The organism is Stappia sp. ABD4_338 (assembly GCF_056312175.1).
On sequence record NZ_CM149982.1, the window covers coordinates 2,842,034 to 2,859,762 of the forward strand.

A 17,729-nucleotide genomic window follows, 5' to 3' on the forward strand; every position below is an offset into this window, starting at 1 on the left:
AGGCCCCGTTCCCGTCATGGCGGCGCCTCGACGTCGCCGCGAGATCGGCCTATGTCTCGATCCCGATGGACGCCGCACACGACCCACTTCTGCCGGAGACCTTCTCGAGCTGGTTCGCCGCACGGGGCTGGGCCCCGCGCCGGCACCAGCTCGACCTCGTGCGGCTGGCGCAGGCGCGAGCCTCGGCGCTCCTCATCGCTCCCACGGGTGCCGGCAAGACGCTGGCGGGCTTCCTGCCCAGCCTGATCGCGCTCGCCGCGCGCGGCAGGCGCAAGCCGGGAACGCCGGCGCGACGCCACGTGCACACGCTCTACATCTCGCCGCTGAAGGCGCTGGCGGTCGACATCGCCCGCAACCTGGAACGCCCGGTCGCCGAAATGGGGCTTCCCGTCGCAATCGAGACCCGCACCGGCGACACGCCGACCCACAAGCGCCAGCGCCAGAAACAGGCGCCACCCGACATTCTCCTGACGACGCCGGAGCAGATCGCCCTGCTTCTCTCCGATCCCCAGGGCCGCGAGATGCTGTCGGGCGTCGACACGGTGATCCTCGACGAGTTGCACGCACTGGTCACCTCCAAGCGTGGCGACCTTCTGGCGCTCGGACTTGCCGCGCTGCGCCGGCTCTCGCCCGACCTTCGCGCCATCGGCCTGTCGGCGACGGTGGCCAATCCCGACGACCTGCGGGCCTGGCTCGTATCACAGGGGGACGGGGACAGGCAGCTTGCGGAACTCGTCCGGGTCGCGGGCGGGGCAACGCCGGACATTTCCATTCTCGACACGGCCGAACGCCTGCCGTGGTCGGGACATTCCGCGCGCCATGCGGTCGGCGACGTCTACGAGCTCATCAAGGCGAACCGCATGAGCCTCGTCTTCGTGAACACCCGCTCCCAGGCCGAGATGCTGTTCCAGAACCTGTGGCACGCGAACGAGGACAACCTGCCCATCGCCCTGCATCACGGCTCGCTCGACGTCGGCCAGCGGCGCAAGGTCGAGGCGGCCATGGCCGAGGGCCGGCTCAAGGCGATCGTCTGCACCTCCTCGCTCGATCTCGGCATCGACTGGGGCGACGTGGATCTCGTCATCCAGGTCGGGGCGCCGAAGGGCGCAAGCCGCCTCGCCCAGCGCATCGGCCGGTCCAACCACCGCATGGACGATCCCTCGCGCGCCGTCCTGGTGCCGGCGAACCGATTCGAGGTCCTGGAGTGCCAGGCGGCGCTCGCGGCCTCGCGCGTCGGCGCGCAGGACACGCCCCCCTTGCGCGAGGGCGCGCTGGACGTTCTCGCCCAGCACGTGCTGGGCGTTGCCTGCGCGGGGCCGTTTTCGCCGGACGCGCTCTTTGGCGAAGTCCGGTCCTCGGAAGCCTATCGGAGCCTCACCCGGCACCAGTTCGACCGGGTGGTCGATTTCGTCGCGACCGGGGGATATGCCCTGTCCACCTACGAGCGCTATGCCCGCCTGAAGCCGGCCGGCGACGGTCTCCTGCGTCTGTCGCATCCCAGGATCGCCCAGCAGTACCGGCTGAACGTGGGCACCATCGTCGAGGCGCCCATGCTCAGGGTGCGGCTACAGCGGGCCCGCGCCGACGGGCGGCGGGCTGCGGTGGGGCGCGGCGGACGGGTGCTCGGCCAGATCGAGGAGTGGTTCATCGAGCAACTCGCCCCCGGCGACACCTTCCTGTTCTCGGGCGAAATCCTGCGCTTCGAGGGCCTTGCGGAGAACGAGGCCATCGTCTCGCGCGCCCGCGCCGAGGCACCCAAGATCCCCTCCTACCAGGGCGGCAAGTTTCCGCTTTCCACCTATCTGGCGGAAGGTGTGCGGGCGATGCTCGCCGATCCCGCCGGCTGGTCCGCCCTGCCCGGCCAGGTCCGCGACTGGCTCGAGCTGCAACTCCTCAACTCGCGCCTGCCCGACCGCGACGGGTTGCTGGTGGAGACTTTTCCCCGCTCGGGAAAACACTATCTGGTCTGCTATCCCTTCGACGGTCGGCTTGCCCATCAGACGCTGGGAATGCTGCTGACCCGCCGGCTCGAGCGCGCCGGCCTGCATCCGCTCGGGTTCGTCGCCAACGACTATGCGCTCGCCGTGTGGGGGCTAACGGACCTGGGAGCCGAGGCGGAGAGCGGGCGGCTCTCGCTCGACGCGCTGTTCGACGAGGACATGCTGGGGGACGACCTCGACGCCTGGCTTGCCGAGTCGAGCCTCATGAAGCGCACGTTCAGGAGTTGTGCCGTGATCGCCGGACTGATCGAGCGCCGCCATCCGGGCAAGGAGAAGACCGGACGGCAAGTGACCGTCTCCTCGGATCTCATCTACGACGTGCTGCGGCGGCACGAGCCCGGTCACATCCTTCTGGAGGCAACCTGGGCGGACGCCGCGTCAGGACTTCTGGATATCTCGCGCCTGGGGCAACTTCTTGCCCGAATACGCGGTCGAATCGCGCATACTCGTTTGGCGCGAATCTCTCCGCTCGCCGTTCCGGTGATGCTGGAGATCGGCAAGGAACCCGTCTTCGGCGCGGCGCAGGAAGCGCTGCTGGCCGATGCAGCGGAGGATCTGGTCAGGGAGGCAATGGGGTGAGACCTTTCACGGCCGAAATCGAGACGCGGCGCTTCGCGCCGGTCTGTCACGACATCGCCATCGCCGGGGAGCTTGTCGGCCTGCATGACAGCGGGGCGCTCTGGTGGCCGGACGAGAACACGCTCATCGTTTCGGACCTGCATTTCGAGAAAGCCTCGAGCTACGCCCGGCGCGGCGTCATGCTGCCGCCCTACGACACCGCCGCGACGCTGGAAAAGCTCGCCGAGGTGATCGACGCCTTCCAACCCTCGCGTGTCGTGGCGCTTGGCGACAGCTTCCATGACGCCGACGGCTCCGACCGCCTTCCCGCCGCCTATCGCGCCATGCTCACCACGCTGCAACTCGGGCGCGAGTGGGTCTGGATCACCGGCAACCACGATCCGGTCGCGCCGGTTCTCCTGTGCGGCGAGACCCATGCCGAGATCGCCATCGGCAACCTCGTCTTCCGGCACGAGCCCGACGCGAACGCGGCGCCCGGCGAGATCTCCGGCCACCTTCACCCTTGCGCGCGCATCCGACGCTATGGCCGCTCGGTCCGCCGTCCGTGCTTCGCAACCGACGGAAACCGGCTCGTTCTACCCGCCTTCGGTGTCCTTACCGGCGGCCTCAACGTGCTCGACACCGCGTGGCAGCCCTATTTCCAGGCGCGCGAGTTCTCCGTCTTCATGCTCGGCGAGGGCCGCCTCTACCCCTTCACCGGCTCCCGGCTCGTCGGCGACCAGTAGTCACGGCCGGCACGCCGCGCGCAGCGAACGCAGGGCGGCGGACGATCCCTTCAGCGGATACTGCAGCATGTGCTCCAGCGAGCCGCCATGGTGCACCGTCACATGGCGACCACGCGCCAGCGCATCCACGAGCCCCGCGTCAGGCGGCAGCAGCGCATCCGCCACGAGAACCTTCTCCCCTTCGGAAATGCCCACCGGAATGTCCGTCTCGTCGCGCCCGACCGCGAAGGTCGGCAGGATGCCCCGCCCTTCGGCCTCCCACGCGCGGGCATGGTCGCTGATCTCATTGCCGTCGTAGAGCCACCAGGCCGAGTAGCGCAGCCGCAGGCCGCCGTCCTCGCAGGTCAGCGACAGATGCGCATCCGCCGGCCCGATCGCCGCCACGGGAGCCGGATCCTTCCGGTAGACCCAACGCTCCGCGGGCGCGGAGAAGACCGTGCCTCCGTCCGCCGACGCCGCCGTGTCACCACCCGTCCCGTCTGCCTCCACGAGGCTCGAGCGTTCCCGGCCCCGTCGGGTCGCCACCGTGAAGGACGGATCGCCCGGACGGTCGAAGACGATCTCGTAGGCATAGCTCTCGAACGCCTTTTCGAAGGTGCCGTCCGGCCTTTGCAGCCAGATCCGGTGCACGCAGCCGAGCGTTCCGCACCACATCATCTGGGTGCCGTCGCACATCAGGTGACCGGTGTTGACCAGATAGTCGGCGAGACCGTCGCCGTTGGCCTCCACGGGCACGATATAGCCGTCGAGAAAATCCATCTGCTCGCGGCAGGTGTCGGCGTTTTCCGCCCGTTCCAGTGCCAGCACCGCCTCCGGAATGTCCTCCGCCCGCGCCGGTGCGCACAGAAGCGCCATTGCCGCGAGCGCCAGGGCTCCCGACCGGAAAATCCCCTGCCCCCACATTCGAACACCCTCCCGTTGTCCCCGAACGACAACGCGATGGTGCCATGCGCCCGGCACTGCAACCAGATGAAATTGGCAAGTCGCGCGCAGATGCCGTCTAGATCAGCCCTTCGCGCAGCACGAGAAGCAGGGAGCCGGTGGCGATCAACAGCGACACCACCGCCACCATGGTGAGCCTCGCGCGCAGGCCGCCATACCATGCGGGCAGCAGGCCGGCGCTCGCGGCCCGCGTGTCGGCCATGCCCTGCAGCAAAAGTCCGGCGGCGAGCATGAGCAGGCCCTGCACGGGCGGCAGCATGGCCGCGATCCAGGCGACGAGCGAGGGAAGCACGGAAAACGCATAGCCGGCGGCTCCGCGCTCACCGGCCTGCATGGCCGCTCCCCAGCGTGCGCCCCCCAGGAACGACAGAATCACCGCGCCGTAGAGCATCACCGCGAGCGCGGCATGTCCCGTTGCCGCCGGGCTCACGACCTCGAAGGCGGCAACCGTCAGATAGGCCGCGCCCGCGACGAAGGGCACGAGCCCGGCCAGCCCGAGCCATGCCGCCGCCGAAGGCTGGCCGCGCGGGGATGGCGTGTCTTTTGCGGTGACGTCGGACATGACGTTCGGCCCCTTTTCGTCCCGGCATCCTGTGTCCGGTCAGGGTCTACGCGTCAGTCCTTGCGGAAGATCACTCCCGCCAGCCATCCGGTGAACAGCGCCAGCGCGATGGCGATGATGCCGTAGACCGCCGAATAGGCGTAGGCGAGCGAATGGGTGAACTGCTCGAAGCCGGTCTTGGCGATCGTCAGCTTCTGCTCCGCCGAGGCCAGCAGCGCGCCGCCGCGCAGCAGGTAGGTGGAGACGGTATATTCGCCCACCGGGATGTTCGCCGGCAGTTGCACGGCGGTGCGGAACAGCGATCCGCTCAGGAAATCGATGGACCCGGGGCGCTCGGCGTACAGTCCCGCTTGCACACGAAGACGCAGGAAGGCCTCGCGGAAGTTGTTGCGGTCGGACATGGGCGCCTCGGACGCCGCCACGATCGGCAGGTTGAGATTGCGCAGTCCGATGCGGTAGCGCTCCAGGATCGAGCGCGCGGCCAGTTCATGCGAGGCGCGGGTCGTGTGCACGGCGAGAAAACTCGGCACCTCGGCGAAGGTCTCCGCCTCGCGGTTCACCCAGATGCCCAGAAAACGGCCCTTGCGGCGGGTGCGCACCACCTGCTCGGGACCGGACACGACCACCGCGAGATCGTATGGCTCGGGCCGCGACACGGTGACGGCATCACGGGCGATCTCGCCGAAGACGACGATGGTCGTTCCGGTGAAGTTGGACTGGATGCGGATCTCGTCCGCCGACATGGCCGCGATGAGCTGCTCCGAACGCGCCTCGCGCACCCCCGACAGGGCCAGCGCGAGCCCGGTCGCGACAAGGGCGAGAAGCGCCCGCGCCACGGCCGGCGTCACACGGACACGCAGGGCTTCGGAACGCGCGAGGATCACGGCATCACCCCCGCGACGACGGAGATCGAATAGAGCTCGTCCGGCCGGATCAGCAGGTTGACCGAGAAGCGCACCCCGACGCTCAGCACCAGCAGCGCGAGCAGCAGGCGGAGCTGGTCGCCGCGCAGCCGCTGGCCCATGCGGGCGCCGAACTGCGCGCCGATGACACCGCCGACCATCAGGATCGTGGCCAGCACGATGTCGACCGACTGGTTGGAGACGGCATGCAGGAAGGTCGCCGCCGCCATGGTGACGAGGATCTGCAAGAGCGACGTTCCGATCACCACGTTGGTCGGGACGCGCAGGAGGTAGATGAGCGCCGGCACCATCATGAAGCCGCCGCCGATGCCCAGGATCGTGCCGAGAAAGCCGATGCACGCCCCAAGGCCGATGACCGGAATCACGCTGACATAGAGGCGCGACTGGTAGAAGCGCATCTTGAACGGCAGGCCGTGGACCCAGTTGTGGCGGCCGGGCTGGCGCACGGGAACGGGCACGCCGGAGCGCCGGCGCGTCAGCGCGCGCACCGATTCAAACAGCATCAGTCCGCCGATGGTGCTGAGAAACGTCACATAGGACAGCGAGATGACGAGGTCGAGCTGGCCGAGTGTCTGCAACATGCCGAACAGCCAGACGCCGATGGCCGATCCCGCGACGCCGCCCACCAGCAGAATCATCGCCAGCCGGAAGTCGATGGACTTGCGCCGCCAGTAGGCGAGAACGCCGGAGGTGGAGGAAGCCACGACCTGGCTGGTCACCGTGGCCACGGCGACCGCCGGCGGGATGCCGGAAAAGATCAGGAGCGGTGTCAGGAGGAAGCCGCCGCCGATGCCGAACAGGCCCGACAGGAAGCCCACGGCACCGCCCATCCCGAACACCATGAACATGTTGACGGGCAATTCGGCGATGGGCAGGTAGATTTGCACGGCACACCGGCGACTGGGCCGTCCGCTCGCGCGGCGGCGTGGTTGTTTACGGGCAGCGCGCCACCCCTCGGCATCCGGCGACGGCCCCTGTCTTCAATCCCCGGCCGTCGGGACCCTGCGCCATACCCTCGATAAAGCGCCGGGGCGCGGGACGTGTCAATGTCCGGAACCGCCAAACTGGCGGTTTGTCATTGCCGGATCACATGTTTCCCCGCGCGGACCGGGCTCCGCGACGATCAGATCGCGGTCCCCGTCAGCGACGCAAGCAGTTCGGTCGAGATCGCGCCGGTGACGCGCATCCCCGCCGCTTCCTGATAGGCCCTCACCGCCTCGCGGGTGCGCGGACCGATCTGCCCGTCGGGCGTGCCGGGATCGAAGCCGCGCGCGGCGAGAAGCCTTTGCACGTTCATCACCAGCTCACGCGGGTCGGCGGTGAAGGACGCCTTGGACACCGAGCTTGCGGGCGCGGTCCAGGACGGCTTGGTCTCCACCTCGTTGGCCGCCGGGGTGCGCGGCTGGTCGGTCCAGTTCTCGACCGACAGGCGCGCCTCGGCCAGGTCCTTGGTCGACAGCATGTTGGCGACCTCGTCGCGCTTCTTGCCGGCTTCCGTGTCACCCTGGCGCGCGGCCAGCGCGAACCACTTGTAGCTTTCGACGAGATTCTTCTCCAGTCCCAGTCCGCGCGCGTAGAGGATGCCCAGATTGTACTGGCTGTCGGCCAGGCCGTAAGCGGCCGCTCGCTTGAACCAATAGGCGGCATCGCGGAACTCGGGCGTTCCCGACAGGCCCTCGGCGTAAAGCACGGCCAGATTGTGCGCGGCCTTGGCGTTGCCCTGCTCGGCGGCGCGCAGGTACCAGTCCCGCGCGGTCTCCAGGCTGCGCTCGACGCCGCGCCCCTTCTCGTACAGGCTTCCCAGGCGATACTGCGCCGGAGCGAGGCCGGCTTCGGCCGCCTTCTCGTAGTAGCGCGCGGCGGCCGCCAGGTCCGGGGCCGCTCCGCCGGTGCCCTCGGTGTAGTTCACGGCGATGGTGAACAGCGCCGCCGGATTGCCCTTCGCGGCAGCCTGGCGCAGCGCCAGGGAGCCTGCATCGGCGGGGATCGCGGCAAGCGCTGCGGGATCCACGCCGGCGCCCGACACGTCGGCGGCATCCGCCTCAGCCTTCGGCTCGACCGCTTTGGCGGCACTGGCAGGCGTCGCGCCCCGGGCCTGGAAGCTGGGGGCGGGAATGGCCCCCGGCGTGGCGGAGAAGCCTGTTGCCGCGCCAGCCGGCGGCGCGAAGGCCACGTCGCTGTCTTCGCGGCTCTCACGGGCGGCGGTGCCGGTCACCGGAGCATCGTCAGCAGCGGCCGCACTGTCATGCCCGGCTACATCGGCCGCGCGCGACGCTTCGCCGGAGACGGACTTGTCCGCCGCCGCGGCGTTCCGTCCTGCCTGTGATCCCGCTTCCGGTTCAGGCGACCTGCCTGCAACCTTCGTTTCCCGCGCGGCCTCTTCGGCGGCGACGGACGCGGGCTCGACCCGACCTTCCGGTGTCGCGCTGCCCTCGATCGCCGGCGGCTGTTCCACACTCGCCACGTCGTTGAGCCCGGGCGTCACCAGCTTGACCATCTGCAGTGCGCCGAGCGCGATCACCACGGCGGCGGCGGCCAGAAGCACGGCCCGGCGGCCGCTCCTGGAGAAGAGCTGGCGACCGCCGGCTCCCTGCTGCTCGTCGGCAACCGGCGGCTCGATCGTCACATCGGGGGCCGAAACATTCTGCGCGTCCCGGGTGTCGCCCTTGTTGCGGCGGCTGCCCTCGCGGCGCTCGGCCTGAACCTCGGGAGCGACGGTATCCGCCTCCCCGGTCTTGCCATCCTCGGGGGTCGCGGCCTTGCGGCGGCCCGGCAGGCGCGAGCGCAGCCAGCCGCCGGCCTTCTGCTGTTCGCCCTCACCCGCGCCATTGCCGCCCGTCAGGAACGACATGGCGCCCTTGCGGGTCTCCGCTTCCTCGGTGGCCGCCTGCGCGGCACGCCGGGCGGCGGCGATGAAGTCGGCCTTGCGATCACGCAGCGTTCCACCCTGGTCACCGGCCGCCTGGGCGGCGGAGGCGGCGGCAGCCGCCTTGCGCAGGGCCTCGGCACCCGGATCGGGACGGGCCTCGGCGGCGGGCCGTGCCGTCGCGGTCTCGCGACGGACGGGCTGCGGCGCGGGCTGACTCATGCGGCGGCGCGGCGGCTTGCCCGACCCCGGCTCGAGCGGACGCGTGTCCTCGATCTCGATCGGCTCGGCGGCGCCCCCGCCGGCCTCAAGGGCCTGAAGGCGCGTGTTGATGGAGGCCAGCACGTCTTGCACGCTGTCCATGGTTTCGCGCGAGCGCTGCTCGGAGCTGGTCGCCGCGTCCATCAAGCGGTGAAGGTCGTCGCGCAGCGCGGCGGCAATCGCGCCATCGCCCTCGCCCGCCGATGCCGACAGGCTGTCGAGACGCGCGAAGCCGCTCTCCGCCGCGTCGAGCTTGGCGGCGAGATAGGCGATCTTCTCCTCGACCTGGCCGAGAAGCGCCGTGTCGGTGCTGCCAGCACCCCGGGTGGCCGTGTCGGCCAGATCGCGCAGGCGCGCTTCCAGATCGTCGTCCAGAGCGGGGCGCGACACGCTCTCGCGAAGCGCCGCGATCTCCTGGCGCAGACCGCCAAGGTCGCCATCGCCTGCGGGTGTGCCGTTCTCGAAACGCTCGTTGAGCCGGGCGATGCCGCTTTCCAGACGCGCGATCAGGTCGGCCTCGACGGAGGCGCTCGCGCCCTCGACGTTGAAGCTCATGCTTTCGGGCCGGTCGAGCGTGTCGATCTTGCCGTCGATGGCGGCCAGACGCTTCTCGAGCAGGGTGAAGGCGGCATCGTAGCTCGGCGGCATCTGCCGGGCGTTCTCGATGCGCTTGAGCCGTCCGCTGATCTCGCCCAGCCGCTCGTCGAGGTCGGCGACGGAGCACCCGGAGCGGTCCTCCGCAAGCATCCCGGTGATCTCGTTCAGCCGGTCGTTCAGCCGGTCGATGGCCCCGCCATGCGGCACGCGCCGCTCGATCGCGTCCAGACGATCGGCCATGGCGCGCTGGTCGTCGCACAGCCGGTCGATGACGTCGAGCCGCTGGCCAAGGGCCGCCATGCTCTCGTCGATGTCGCCCAGCACGTCGCGCACGTCGATGCGCTCGACGAGCTCGCGCACGCCCCGGATCTCGCCACGCAGCGCCTGCACGTCCTCGCCGGAATTGCGGCGCACGAGCTCCTCCACCCGGTGACCGATGTCGGCGACCCGGTCGTCGAGGGCGGAAAGCTGGTCGGCGCGCGGAACGATGCGGAACGCGCTCTCGATGTCGGCAAGGCGGTCGGCGAGTTCGTCCATGACGCGCGGCTCGACGCGGCCGCGTCCCAACTCGTCGAGACGCTGGACCAGATGCGCATAGCCGCTTTCGAGCGTCTTCAGCATCCCGTCCACGTTGGACTGGCCGATGGTCGCGCGCAGATCCGCGATCTCGTCACGCAGGTCGTTGAGCAGGCGCATGTCGCCCCGATCGGCCCGCAGCCGCTCGACCGCGTCCGACAGCCGGCGCATCTCGCCCGTGTCGCGCGGCTGGGGACGGCCGCGCTCGGAGCGCAGGCTTTCCATCAGCATGGCGCGCAGCTCGCCGATCTCGCCACGCAGGGTCGAAAGCTCCGCCGCACGCGGCCCGGCTGCGCCGTCGATGCGCCGCGCCAGATCCTGGATCAGCGGCCGCAGGTCGCCGTCAGCACCGTGAGCCATGGCATCGTGAGCCATGCGTTCGCGCGGCGCCATGCGGGCCTCGCGGGTCCGGTAGGTGTCGCGGGACCCGTAGTCGCCCCGACCCCGGCGGTCGTCGCCCGACCTGAAATCGTCCTGGTCCCGCCAGGCGTCATAGTCGGCATCGGAGGGAGCGTAGTCGCGCGGATCCGGCTGGTGCCAGATCCCGTTCGCGCCAGCCGGCGCCTCGTCGGCGGCGGCGACGGACTCCTCGGTCGTGTGGGCCAGGTCCTCGACCCGGCGGTCGAGCCGGTCGAGCGCTCCCAGAACCGCCTCGATGCGGCTGGTGCGGGCGTCGCCGCCCGAGGGGGCCGCGGCCGGGCGCTGCGACCGGGCGGGAGCGCGGGCCTCGCTGCGGGTGCGGGAGGCAGCCGCACGTCGCGCATGGCGGTTCGGACCGGCGGCGGGCGCCGCCTCCGGGCTCTGCATCAGCCGGCCAAGCGCGTCGGCCACGTCGTCGAGCTGGGCGCGGGCGATCTCGCGCTCCTGACGCGCCTCGCGCAGTTCGGCGCCGGGTCGCGGGGCACGGTAGCCATCGTCGGGATGGGCGTTGCGCCCGCCACCGCCGCGCTGCCAGGCCGGCGCGCGGTTCTGCGGAGCGTACCAGCCATCGGCCTCGCCGACGTCGCGGCCGTCGGCCGCGCCATTCCAGCTATCCGGGCTTTCGCCACGCGAAGTGCGGTTGCGCAGGTTCCAGGACATGATCTGCCTCTTTCCCAGAGGGGCGCGCCATCGGCGCCATTGCGTTCTTGCATTCTTCTCCCGGCCGCAAACGGCTACGCACGATCCGGTCGATCTCAGGCGAAACCTTCGCCACTTATGGTAAACACCCGGTTAAGCGGCGGTTTCGTATGGTTAAGCAAGGGTGAGCGGCGCCCCGCGCGGCCGACTCGGCCTTGTCCTTGCGCCTCGGCACGGCTTGACGCTTACCTTGACGGAATGTATTCGGAGAACCCTGAGCGAACGTCCGCCCCTGCGGTCGACCACGTATTGGCGCGCTCACGGCAAGTCACCAGGGATTTCCGACCATGAGTGAAGCACTTTCCGTCAACAACGACATCGTCGATGCGGTTGCGGCAAAGGATGACTCAACCAAGAAGACGCTTTTCACCATCGGAGATCTTGCCAAGGAATTTGGCGTCACGTTGAGAACTCTTCGCTTCTACGAAGACAAGGGCCTCATCAACCCGCGCCGCGATGGCATGAATCGGGTCTATACGCGCCGGGATCGGGCACGGCTCAAACTGGTCCTGATGGGCAAGCGGGTCGGCTTTTCGCTTTCGGAAATTCGCGACATGCTCGATCTCTACGACCTCCGCGACGGCCAGGTGACGCAGCTTCGTGTCGCGCTGTCGCGTTTTCAGGGCCAGATCGACATCCTGCAGCAGCAGCGTCGCGACATCGACCAGGCGGTCGAGGAACTCGGTCGGACGGTCGAGATCGTCTCCGGCATGCTGAAGGAAAAGGAAGGCGATTCCGCCGAGTAGATCCGGCGACGCCCTGCCTTCCGCTTTTCGACCGGCATTTCCCAGGCCCACGCCGCGCCTTCCCGCTTCCCCAAGCGGGGACAAGTGATCCCGCGCGCTTTCGACCGCCCGGTGACACCCCTCCCGGGCCGGTTCCGCTCGCCCTCTCGCTTGCCTCCCGACAGCCTCTTGGCACTTTCGCGGAGTTGTCCCCGGACGCGTTCCGCCCCACCTTGCATTTTGCAAACCCGTGCGGGCGGCGCGCGGCGGTCCGATCTGCGGCAATCTCGCGCATGTTTCGCGCAACTTTTCGAAAATTCTTGTCGAGAATTGCCGGAATTTGGAGCCACACTGACCTTCCGCGCAACCGGCACACGGCGACGCGGGGCTCTTGCCGAGCCGCCGCGAAGCCCCTATAGAGAGGCAAGGTGACGTTTACGCAAACGTAAGCCTTCGGATCGAACGGGAGGGCCGACGATCCTGGAGGCAAGAGGCAACCGGGAGGACGACTTCATGCCGAGCTACACCGCGCCTGTCCGCGACGTGCTTTTCCTTCTCGACGAGGTTCTCGATTTCCAGTCCCACGCGGAGCTTCCCGGCTTCGGCGAGGCGACGCCGGATCTCATCGAGGCGATCCTGGGCGAGGCGGCGAAGTTCTGCGAGGAGGCGCTCACGCCGCTCAACGCGGTCGGCGACCGGGAGGGCTGCACGCGTTCCGACGATGCGTCCGTCACGACGCCCAAGGGCTTCCGGGAGGCCTACGCGACCTACCGCGACAACGGCTGGATCGCCCTGTCGATGCCCGAGGCCTATGGCGGCCAGGGCCTGCCGACGACGCTGAACACCATCATCCAGGAATTCATTTCCGGTGCCAATCTGGCATGGGGCATGTATCCGGGCCTGTCGCAGGGCGCTGCCGCCGCACTTGCCGTCCACGGCTCGGAAGAACAGAAAAAGCTTTATCTTTCAAAGCTCTCCGAAGGTGTCTGGTCCGGCACCATGAACCTGACGGAGCCCCATTGCGGCACCGACCTCGGTCTCATCAAGTCGAAGGCCGTTCCCAACGGCGACGGCAGCTACGCGATCACGGGCCAGAAGATCTTCATCTCGGCCGGCGAGCACGATTTCACCGACAACATCGTGCACCTGGTCCTCGCGCGGATCGAGGGCGCGCCGGAAGGCACCAAGGGCATCTCCCTCTTCGTGGTGCCGAAGTTCCTGCCCGACGAGAACGGCGAGGCCGGCACGCGCAACGGGGTCTCCTGCGGCGCGCTCGAAGAAAAGATGGGCATTCACGGAAACGCCACCTGCGTCATGAACTACGACGGGGCGACCGGCTGGCTCGTCGGCGAAGAGAACCGCGGCCTCAACGCCATGTTCGTGATGATGAACGAGGCCCGGCTCGCCGTCGGCGTGCAGGGGCTCTCCCAGTCCGAGGTCGCCTACCAGAACGCGGTAGCCTACGCGCGAGACCGGCTGCAGGGGCGCGCCCTGTCTGGCCCGAAGAACCCGGACGGCCCGGCCGATCCCATCATCGTGCATCCGGACGTGCGCCGCACGCTGATGTCGGTCCGCGCCTTCAACGAGGCTGCGCGGGCCCTGATCCTGTGGACCGCGCTGCGCTCCGACATCTCGCACCGCAGCCCGGACAAGAAGGCGGCCCAGGCGGCGGACGACCACATGGGCCTGATGACTCCGGTCATCAAGGGCGTCTTCACGGACGTCGGCTTCGACAACACGGTCGCCGCCCAGCAGATGTTCGGCGGGCATGGCTACATCGAGGAATGGGGCATGTCGCAGTTCGTGCGCGATGCCCGCATCACGATGATCTACGAGGGCGCCAACGGCATCCAGGCGCTTGATCTTGTTGGCCGAAAGCTGCCGCGCGACGGCGGCCGCGCGATCATGACCTTCTTCAACGAGGTCGGCACCTTCCTTCAGGAAAATGCGGAAGACGCCGACCTGGCGCCCTTGCTCGGCCCGCTCAAGGCCGGCGCGGACGACCTGCAGAAGGCGACCATGTGGTTCATGAACAACGCGCTCGCCAAACCCGACAACGCCGGCGCGGGCTCCAGCGACTACATGCACCTGTTCGGCACGGTGGCGCTCGGCTTCATGTGGGCGCGCATGGCCAGGGCCGCCCGCGCCGCGCTGGCCTCCGGCACCGGCGAGACGGAGTTCTACGAGACCAAGCTCACGCTTGCTCGCCACTTCATGGAGCGCCACATGCCGGAGACGGGCCTCAGGCTCGCCCGCATTTCGGCCGGCTCCGACACGGTGATGGGCCTCGACGCGGCCGCCTTCTGAGGCGTCCTGCCGACGTTTCACGCCGTGCCGGCGCGCTCGAGCCGCCGGCACGGCCAACGACATTCAGGGAGAGACTTTCATGGCCGACGCATTCATCTACGACCACGTGCGCACGCCACGCGGGCGCGGCAAGAAGGACGGCGCGCTGCATGAGGTGACCGCCGTGAAGCTCGCCGCCGAGCCGCTCAAGGCGCTCAAGGCGCGAAACGGGCTGGACACCCGGCTCGTCGAGGACGTGGTGCTGGGCTGCGTCGACCCGATCGGCGAGGCGGGAGGCGACATCGCCCGCGCCGCCGTTTTCGCCGCCGGCTACGAGGCGGACGTGCCGGGCGTGCAGATCAACCGCTTCTGCGCCTCCGGGCTCGACGCGGTCAATTTCGCCGCCGCGCAGGTCATGAGCGGCCAGCACGACATGGTCATCGGCGGCGGCGCGGAATCCATGAGCCGCCTCGGCATCGGCTCCTCGGGCGGCGCATGGCCGGTCGACCCGGCGGTCGCCCTGCCCTCCTACTTCATGCCGCAGGGTGTGTCGGCCGATCTCATCGCCACCAAATACGGCTTCACCCGGGACGACGCCGACGCCTATGCGGTTGAGAGCCAGAAGCGCGCCGCAGCGGCCTGGGAGAACGGCCGGTTCTCGCGCTCCGTGATCGCGGTGCGCGACATCAACGGCCTCACGCTGCTCGACCGCGATGAGCATGTGCGTCCGGACACGGACATGCAATCGCTCGCCGGCCTCGCCCCGTCCTTCGAGATGATGGGCCAGATGGGCGGCTTCGACGCCGTCGCCATCCAGGCCCACCCGGAAGTGGAGGCGGTGCGTCACATCCACCACGCCGGCAACTCGTCCGGCATCGTCGACGGCGCGGCCGCCGTGCTGATCGGATCGGCCGAGGCCGGAACGGCCTCGGGGCTCCGGCCGCGCGCGCGCATTCGCGCCTTCGCCAACATCGGCTCCGACCCGGCGCTGATGCTGACGGGGCCGGTGGACGTGACGAACAAGCTGCTCAAGCGCTCCGGCATGTCGCTTTCCGACATCGACCTCATCGAGATCAACGAGGCGTTTTCCTCCGTCGTCCTGCGCTTCCTGCAGGCCTTCGAGCTGGACCCGGCCATCGTCAACGTGAACGGCGGCGCCATCGCCATGGGCCACCCGCTGGGCGCGACCGGCGCCATGATCCTTGGAACCGCGCTCGACGAACTGGAGCGACGCGACCTCAACACCGCACTCGTGACGCTCTGCATCGGCGCCGGCATGGGCACGGCGACGATCATCGAGCGCGTGTGAGCGACAAGGGCGGAGACACCATCATGACCTACAAGAACTTCACCCTGACGACCGACGACGGCATCGCACTCGTCACCTGGGACATGGCCGGCAAGTCGATGAACGTCATCGACATGAGCGTCATGGACGAACTCGACGCGATCATCGACCGGATCGTCGCCGACGAGGCTGTCACGGGCGCGATCATCACCTCCGGAAAGTCCACCTTCACCGGCGGTGCCGATCTCACCATGCTGGAGGGCCTTCTCGGCGAATTCCACCGCACAAGGGCCGACGACCCGGAAGGCGCCGCGCGGATGCTGTTCGACGGCTCGCGCCGCCTGTCGCTCATCTACCGCAAGCTGGAGACCTGCGGGAAGCCGTTCGTGGCGGCGCTGAACGGCACCACCATGGGTGGCGGCACCGAACTGGCGCTGGCCTGTCACGCCCGCATCGCGGCCGAGGGCGATGCCTTCAAGATGGCGCTTCCCGAGGTCAAGGTCGGCCTGTTCCCGGGTGCCGGCGGAACCCAGCGCGTGATGCGCATGTGCGATCCCCAGCAGGGCCTGCAGTTCCTGCTTCAGGGCAGGACACTGGACGCGCGCAAGGCGAAGGCCATGGGCCTCATCGACGCGACGGCGCCCGCCGACACGCTGGTGGATGCCGCGCGCGAACTGCTGAAAGGCGGCGTCGACGCGGTGAAACCCTGGGACAAGAAGGGCTTCAAGCTGCCGGGCGGTCCGATCCAGTCGCCGGCGGGCTTCCAGTTCTGGCCCGCTGCCAATGCGATCTACCGCCGCGAGACCCATGACAACTACCCCGGCGCGCGCGGCCTGCTGAGCGCGGTCTACGAAGGGCTTCAGCTCTCCATGGACCAGGCCCTGACGGTCGAAAGCCGCTTCTTCGCCCACGTTCTGCAGACGCCCGAAGCCGCGGCGATGATCCGCTCGCTCTTCGTCTCGATGCAGGAACTCAACAAGGGCGCTCGCCGGCCGGAGGGCGTTTCGGACCGCTCGGTGAAGAAGCTCGGCGTTCTGGGCGCGGGCTTCATGGGCGCGGGCATCGCCTATGTCAGCGCCAAGGCCGGCATCGAGGTCGTGCTGATCGACCGCGACCAGGCCGCCGCCGACAAGGGCAAGGCTCACTCCGACGAGTTGATGTCCAAGGCCATCAAGCGCGGGCGGGCGAGCGAGGCGGACAAGGAAAAGCTCCTGTCGCTCATCACGCCGACGACCGACTATGCGCAGCTTTCCGGCTGCGATCTCGTCATCGAGGCGGTGTTCGAGGACCGGGAGATCAAGCGCAAGGTCACCGAGCAGGCGGAAGCCGCCATGGGTGACGGCGCGATCTACGCGTCGAACACCTCGACGCTGCCGATCACGTCGCTGGCCCAGGCCTCGTCGCGTCCGAAGGACTTCATCGGCATTCACTTCTTCTCGCCCGTCGACAAGATGATGCTGGTCGAGGTCATCATGGGCGAAGAGACCGGCGACGAGGCGCTCGCCACCGCGCTCGACTTCGTGCGCGCGATCAGGAAGACACCGATCGTCGTCAACGACAGCCGTGGCTTCTACACCTCGCGCGTGGTCATGACCTACATCCGCGAGGGGCTTCTGATGCTGGCCGACGGGGTGCCGGCGGCCATGGTCGAGACCTGCGGCAAGATGGCGGGAATGCCGGTCGGACCGCTGTCGCTCGGCGACGAGGTGGCACTGGATCTCGCCTGGAAGATCGTCTCCGCGACCCGCAAGGACCTGGGCGAGGCCTACAAGCCAAGCCCGCTCGACGCGATCCTGGAAGAGATGGTCGTCAAGCGCGAGCGCTTCGGGCGCAAGAACGCCAAGGGCTTCTACGACTACCAGGGCCGTGACAAGGCGCTGTGGCCGGGCATTCCCGACGTCGTCGGCGAACCGAAGCCGGCCGAGAGCTTCGACGTCACCGAACTCAAGCAGCGACTGCTCGTCATGCAGGCCCTGGAGACGGCGCGCATCTTCGAGGAAGGCTGCCTGAGCGACGTGCGCGAGGCGGACGTGGGCTCGATCCTCGGCTTCGGCTTCGCGCCCTATTCCGGCGGCACGCTGTCCTACATCGACGGCATGGGCACCCGCGCCTTCGTCGAGCTGTGCGAACGCTTTACGCAGGCCCATGGCGAGCGCTTCGCCCCCAACGCGCTGCTGATCGACATGGCGAAGACCGACGACCGCTTCTACCGCCGCTTCGCACCGGCGCGCGAGACATCGGCGGCTTGATCCGGTCCGGCGCGGACGCGTAAGACACGAC

11 protein-coding genes are annotated in these 17,729 nt (G+C 68.8%); 6 read left to right on the forward strand and 5 right to left on the reverse strand.

The features are described from left to right. The first annotated feature begins 65 nt into the window (after nucleotides 1-65). Entirely contained in the window at nucleotides 66-2,579 is a 2,514-nt protein-coding gene (locus ACYX4S_RS12820; RefSeq protein ID WP_476362868.1) for a ligase-associated DNA damage response DEXH box helicase, read from the forward strand. Then, the gene (gene pdeM, locus ACYX4S_RS12825) at nucleotides 2,576-3,304 is read left to right on the forward strand and encodes a ligase-associated DNA damage response endonuclease PdeM (RefSeq protein ID WP_476360456.1); all 729 of its coding nucleotides are present in this window, start codon (nucleotides 2,576-2,578) and stop codon (nucleotides 3,302-3,304) included. Before ACYX4S_RS12820 ends, pdeM begins: the two co-directional genes overlap by 4 nt. On the opposite strand, the gene ACYX4S_RS12830 is transcribed toward pdeM, so the two are convergent. From ACYX4S_RS12830 to ACYX4S_RS12850, 5 genes are all read right to left on the reverse strand, one after another. Further along, on the reverse strand, nucleotides 3,305-4,207 hold the full coding sequence (locus ACYX4S_RS12830; RefSeq protein ID WP_476360457.1) for a hypothetical protein: 903 nt from the start codon (nucleotides 4,205-4,207) through the stop codon (nucleotides 3,305-3,307). It lies immediately after the preceding gene. A gap of 97 nt (nucleotides 4,208-4,304) precedes the next feature. Further along, nucleotides 4,305-4,808, reverse strand: a complete 504-nt coding sequence (locus tag ACYX4S_RS12835; RefSeq protein WP_476360458.1) for a DUF3429 domain-containing protein — start codon at nucleotides 4,806-4,808, stop codon at nucleotides 4,305-4,307. A 53-nt stretch (nucleotides 4,809-4,861) separates the two neighbouring features. Continuing rightward, on the reverse strand, nucleotides 4,862-5,692 hold the full coding sequence (locus tag ACYX4S_RS12840) for a TIGR02186 family protein (RefSeq protein ID WP_476360459.1): 831 nt from the start codon (nucleotides 5,690-5,692) through the stop codon (nucleotides 4,862-4,864). Beyond that, a complete protein-coding gene (locus ACYX4S_RS12845; RefSeq protein ID WP_422068148.1) occupies nucleotides 5,689-6,618 on the reverse strand; it encodes a sulfite exporter TauE/SafE family protein in 930 nt (309 codons plus the stop codon). Before ACYX4S_RS12845 ends, ACYX4S_RS12840 begins: the two co-directional genes overlap by 4 nt. A 236-nt stretch (nucleotides 6,619-6,854) precedes the next feature. Then, nucleotides 6,855-11,111, reverse strand: a complete 4,257-nt coding sequence (locus tag ACYX4S_RS12850) for a peptidoglycan-binding protein (protein ID WP_476360460.1) — start codon at nucleotides 11,109-11,111, stop codon at nucleotides 6,855-6,857. A gap of 326 nt (nucleotides 11,112-11,437) precedes the next feature. Here ACYX4S_RS12850 and ACYX4S_RS12855 point away from each other — a divergent pair, with 326 nt between their 5' ends. The 4 genes from ACYX4S_RS12855 (at nucleotide 11,438) to ACYX4S_RS12870 (ending at nucleotide 17,698) form a co-directional block, all read left to right on the forward strand. Next, nucleotides 11,438-11,896, forward strand: coding sequence for a MerR family transcriptional regulator (locus tag ACYX4S_RS12855; RefSeq protein WP_476360461.1), 459 nt, complete (start codon nucleotides 11,438-11,440; stop codon nucleotides 11,894-11,896). A gap of 492 nt (nucleotides 11,897-12,388) precedes the next feature. Then, on the forward strand, nucleotides 12,389-14,182 hold the full coding sequence (locus ACYX4S_RS12860) for an acyl-CoA dehydrogenase C-terminal domain-containing protein (RefSeq protein WP_476360462.1): 1,794 nt from the start codon (nucleotides 12,389-12,391) through the stop codon (nucleotides 14,180-14,182). 79 nt (nucleotides 14,183-14,261) lie between these two features. Further along, nucleotides 14,262-15,470, forward strand: a complete 1,209-nt coding sequence (locus tag ACYX4S_RS12865) for an acetyl-CoA C-acetyltransferase (RefSeq protein WP_476360463.1) — start codon at nucleotides 14,262-14,264, stop codon at nucleotides 15,468-15,470. 23 nt (nucleotides 15,471-15,493) lie between these two features. Continuing rightward, on the forward strand, nucleotides 15,494-17,698 hold the full coding sequence (locus ACYX4S_RS12870; protein WP_476360464.1) for a 3-hydroxyacyl-CoA dehydrogenase NAD-binding domain-containing protein: 2,205 nt from the start codon (nucleotides 15,494-15,496) through the stop codon (nucleotides 17,696-17,698). Nucleotides 17,699-17,729 lie beyond the last annotated feature (31 nt).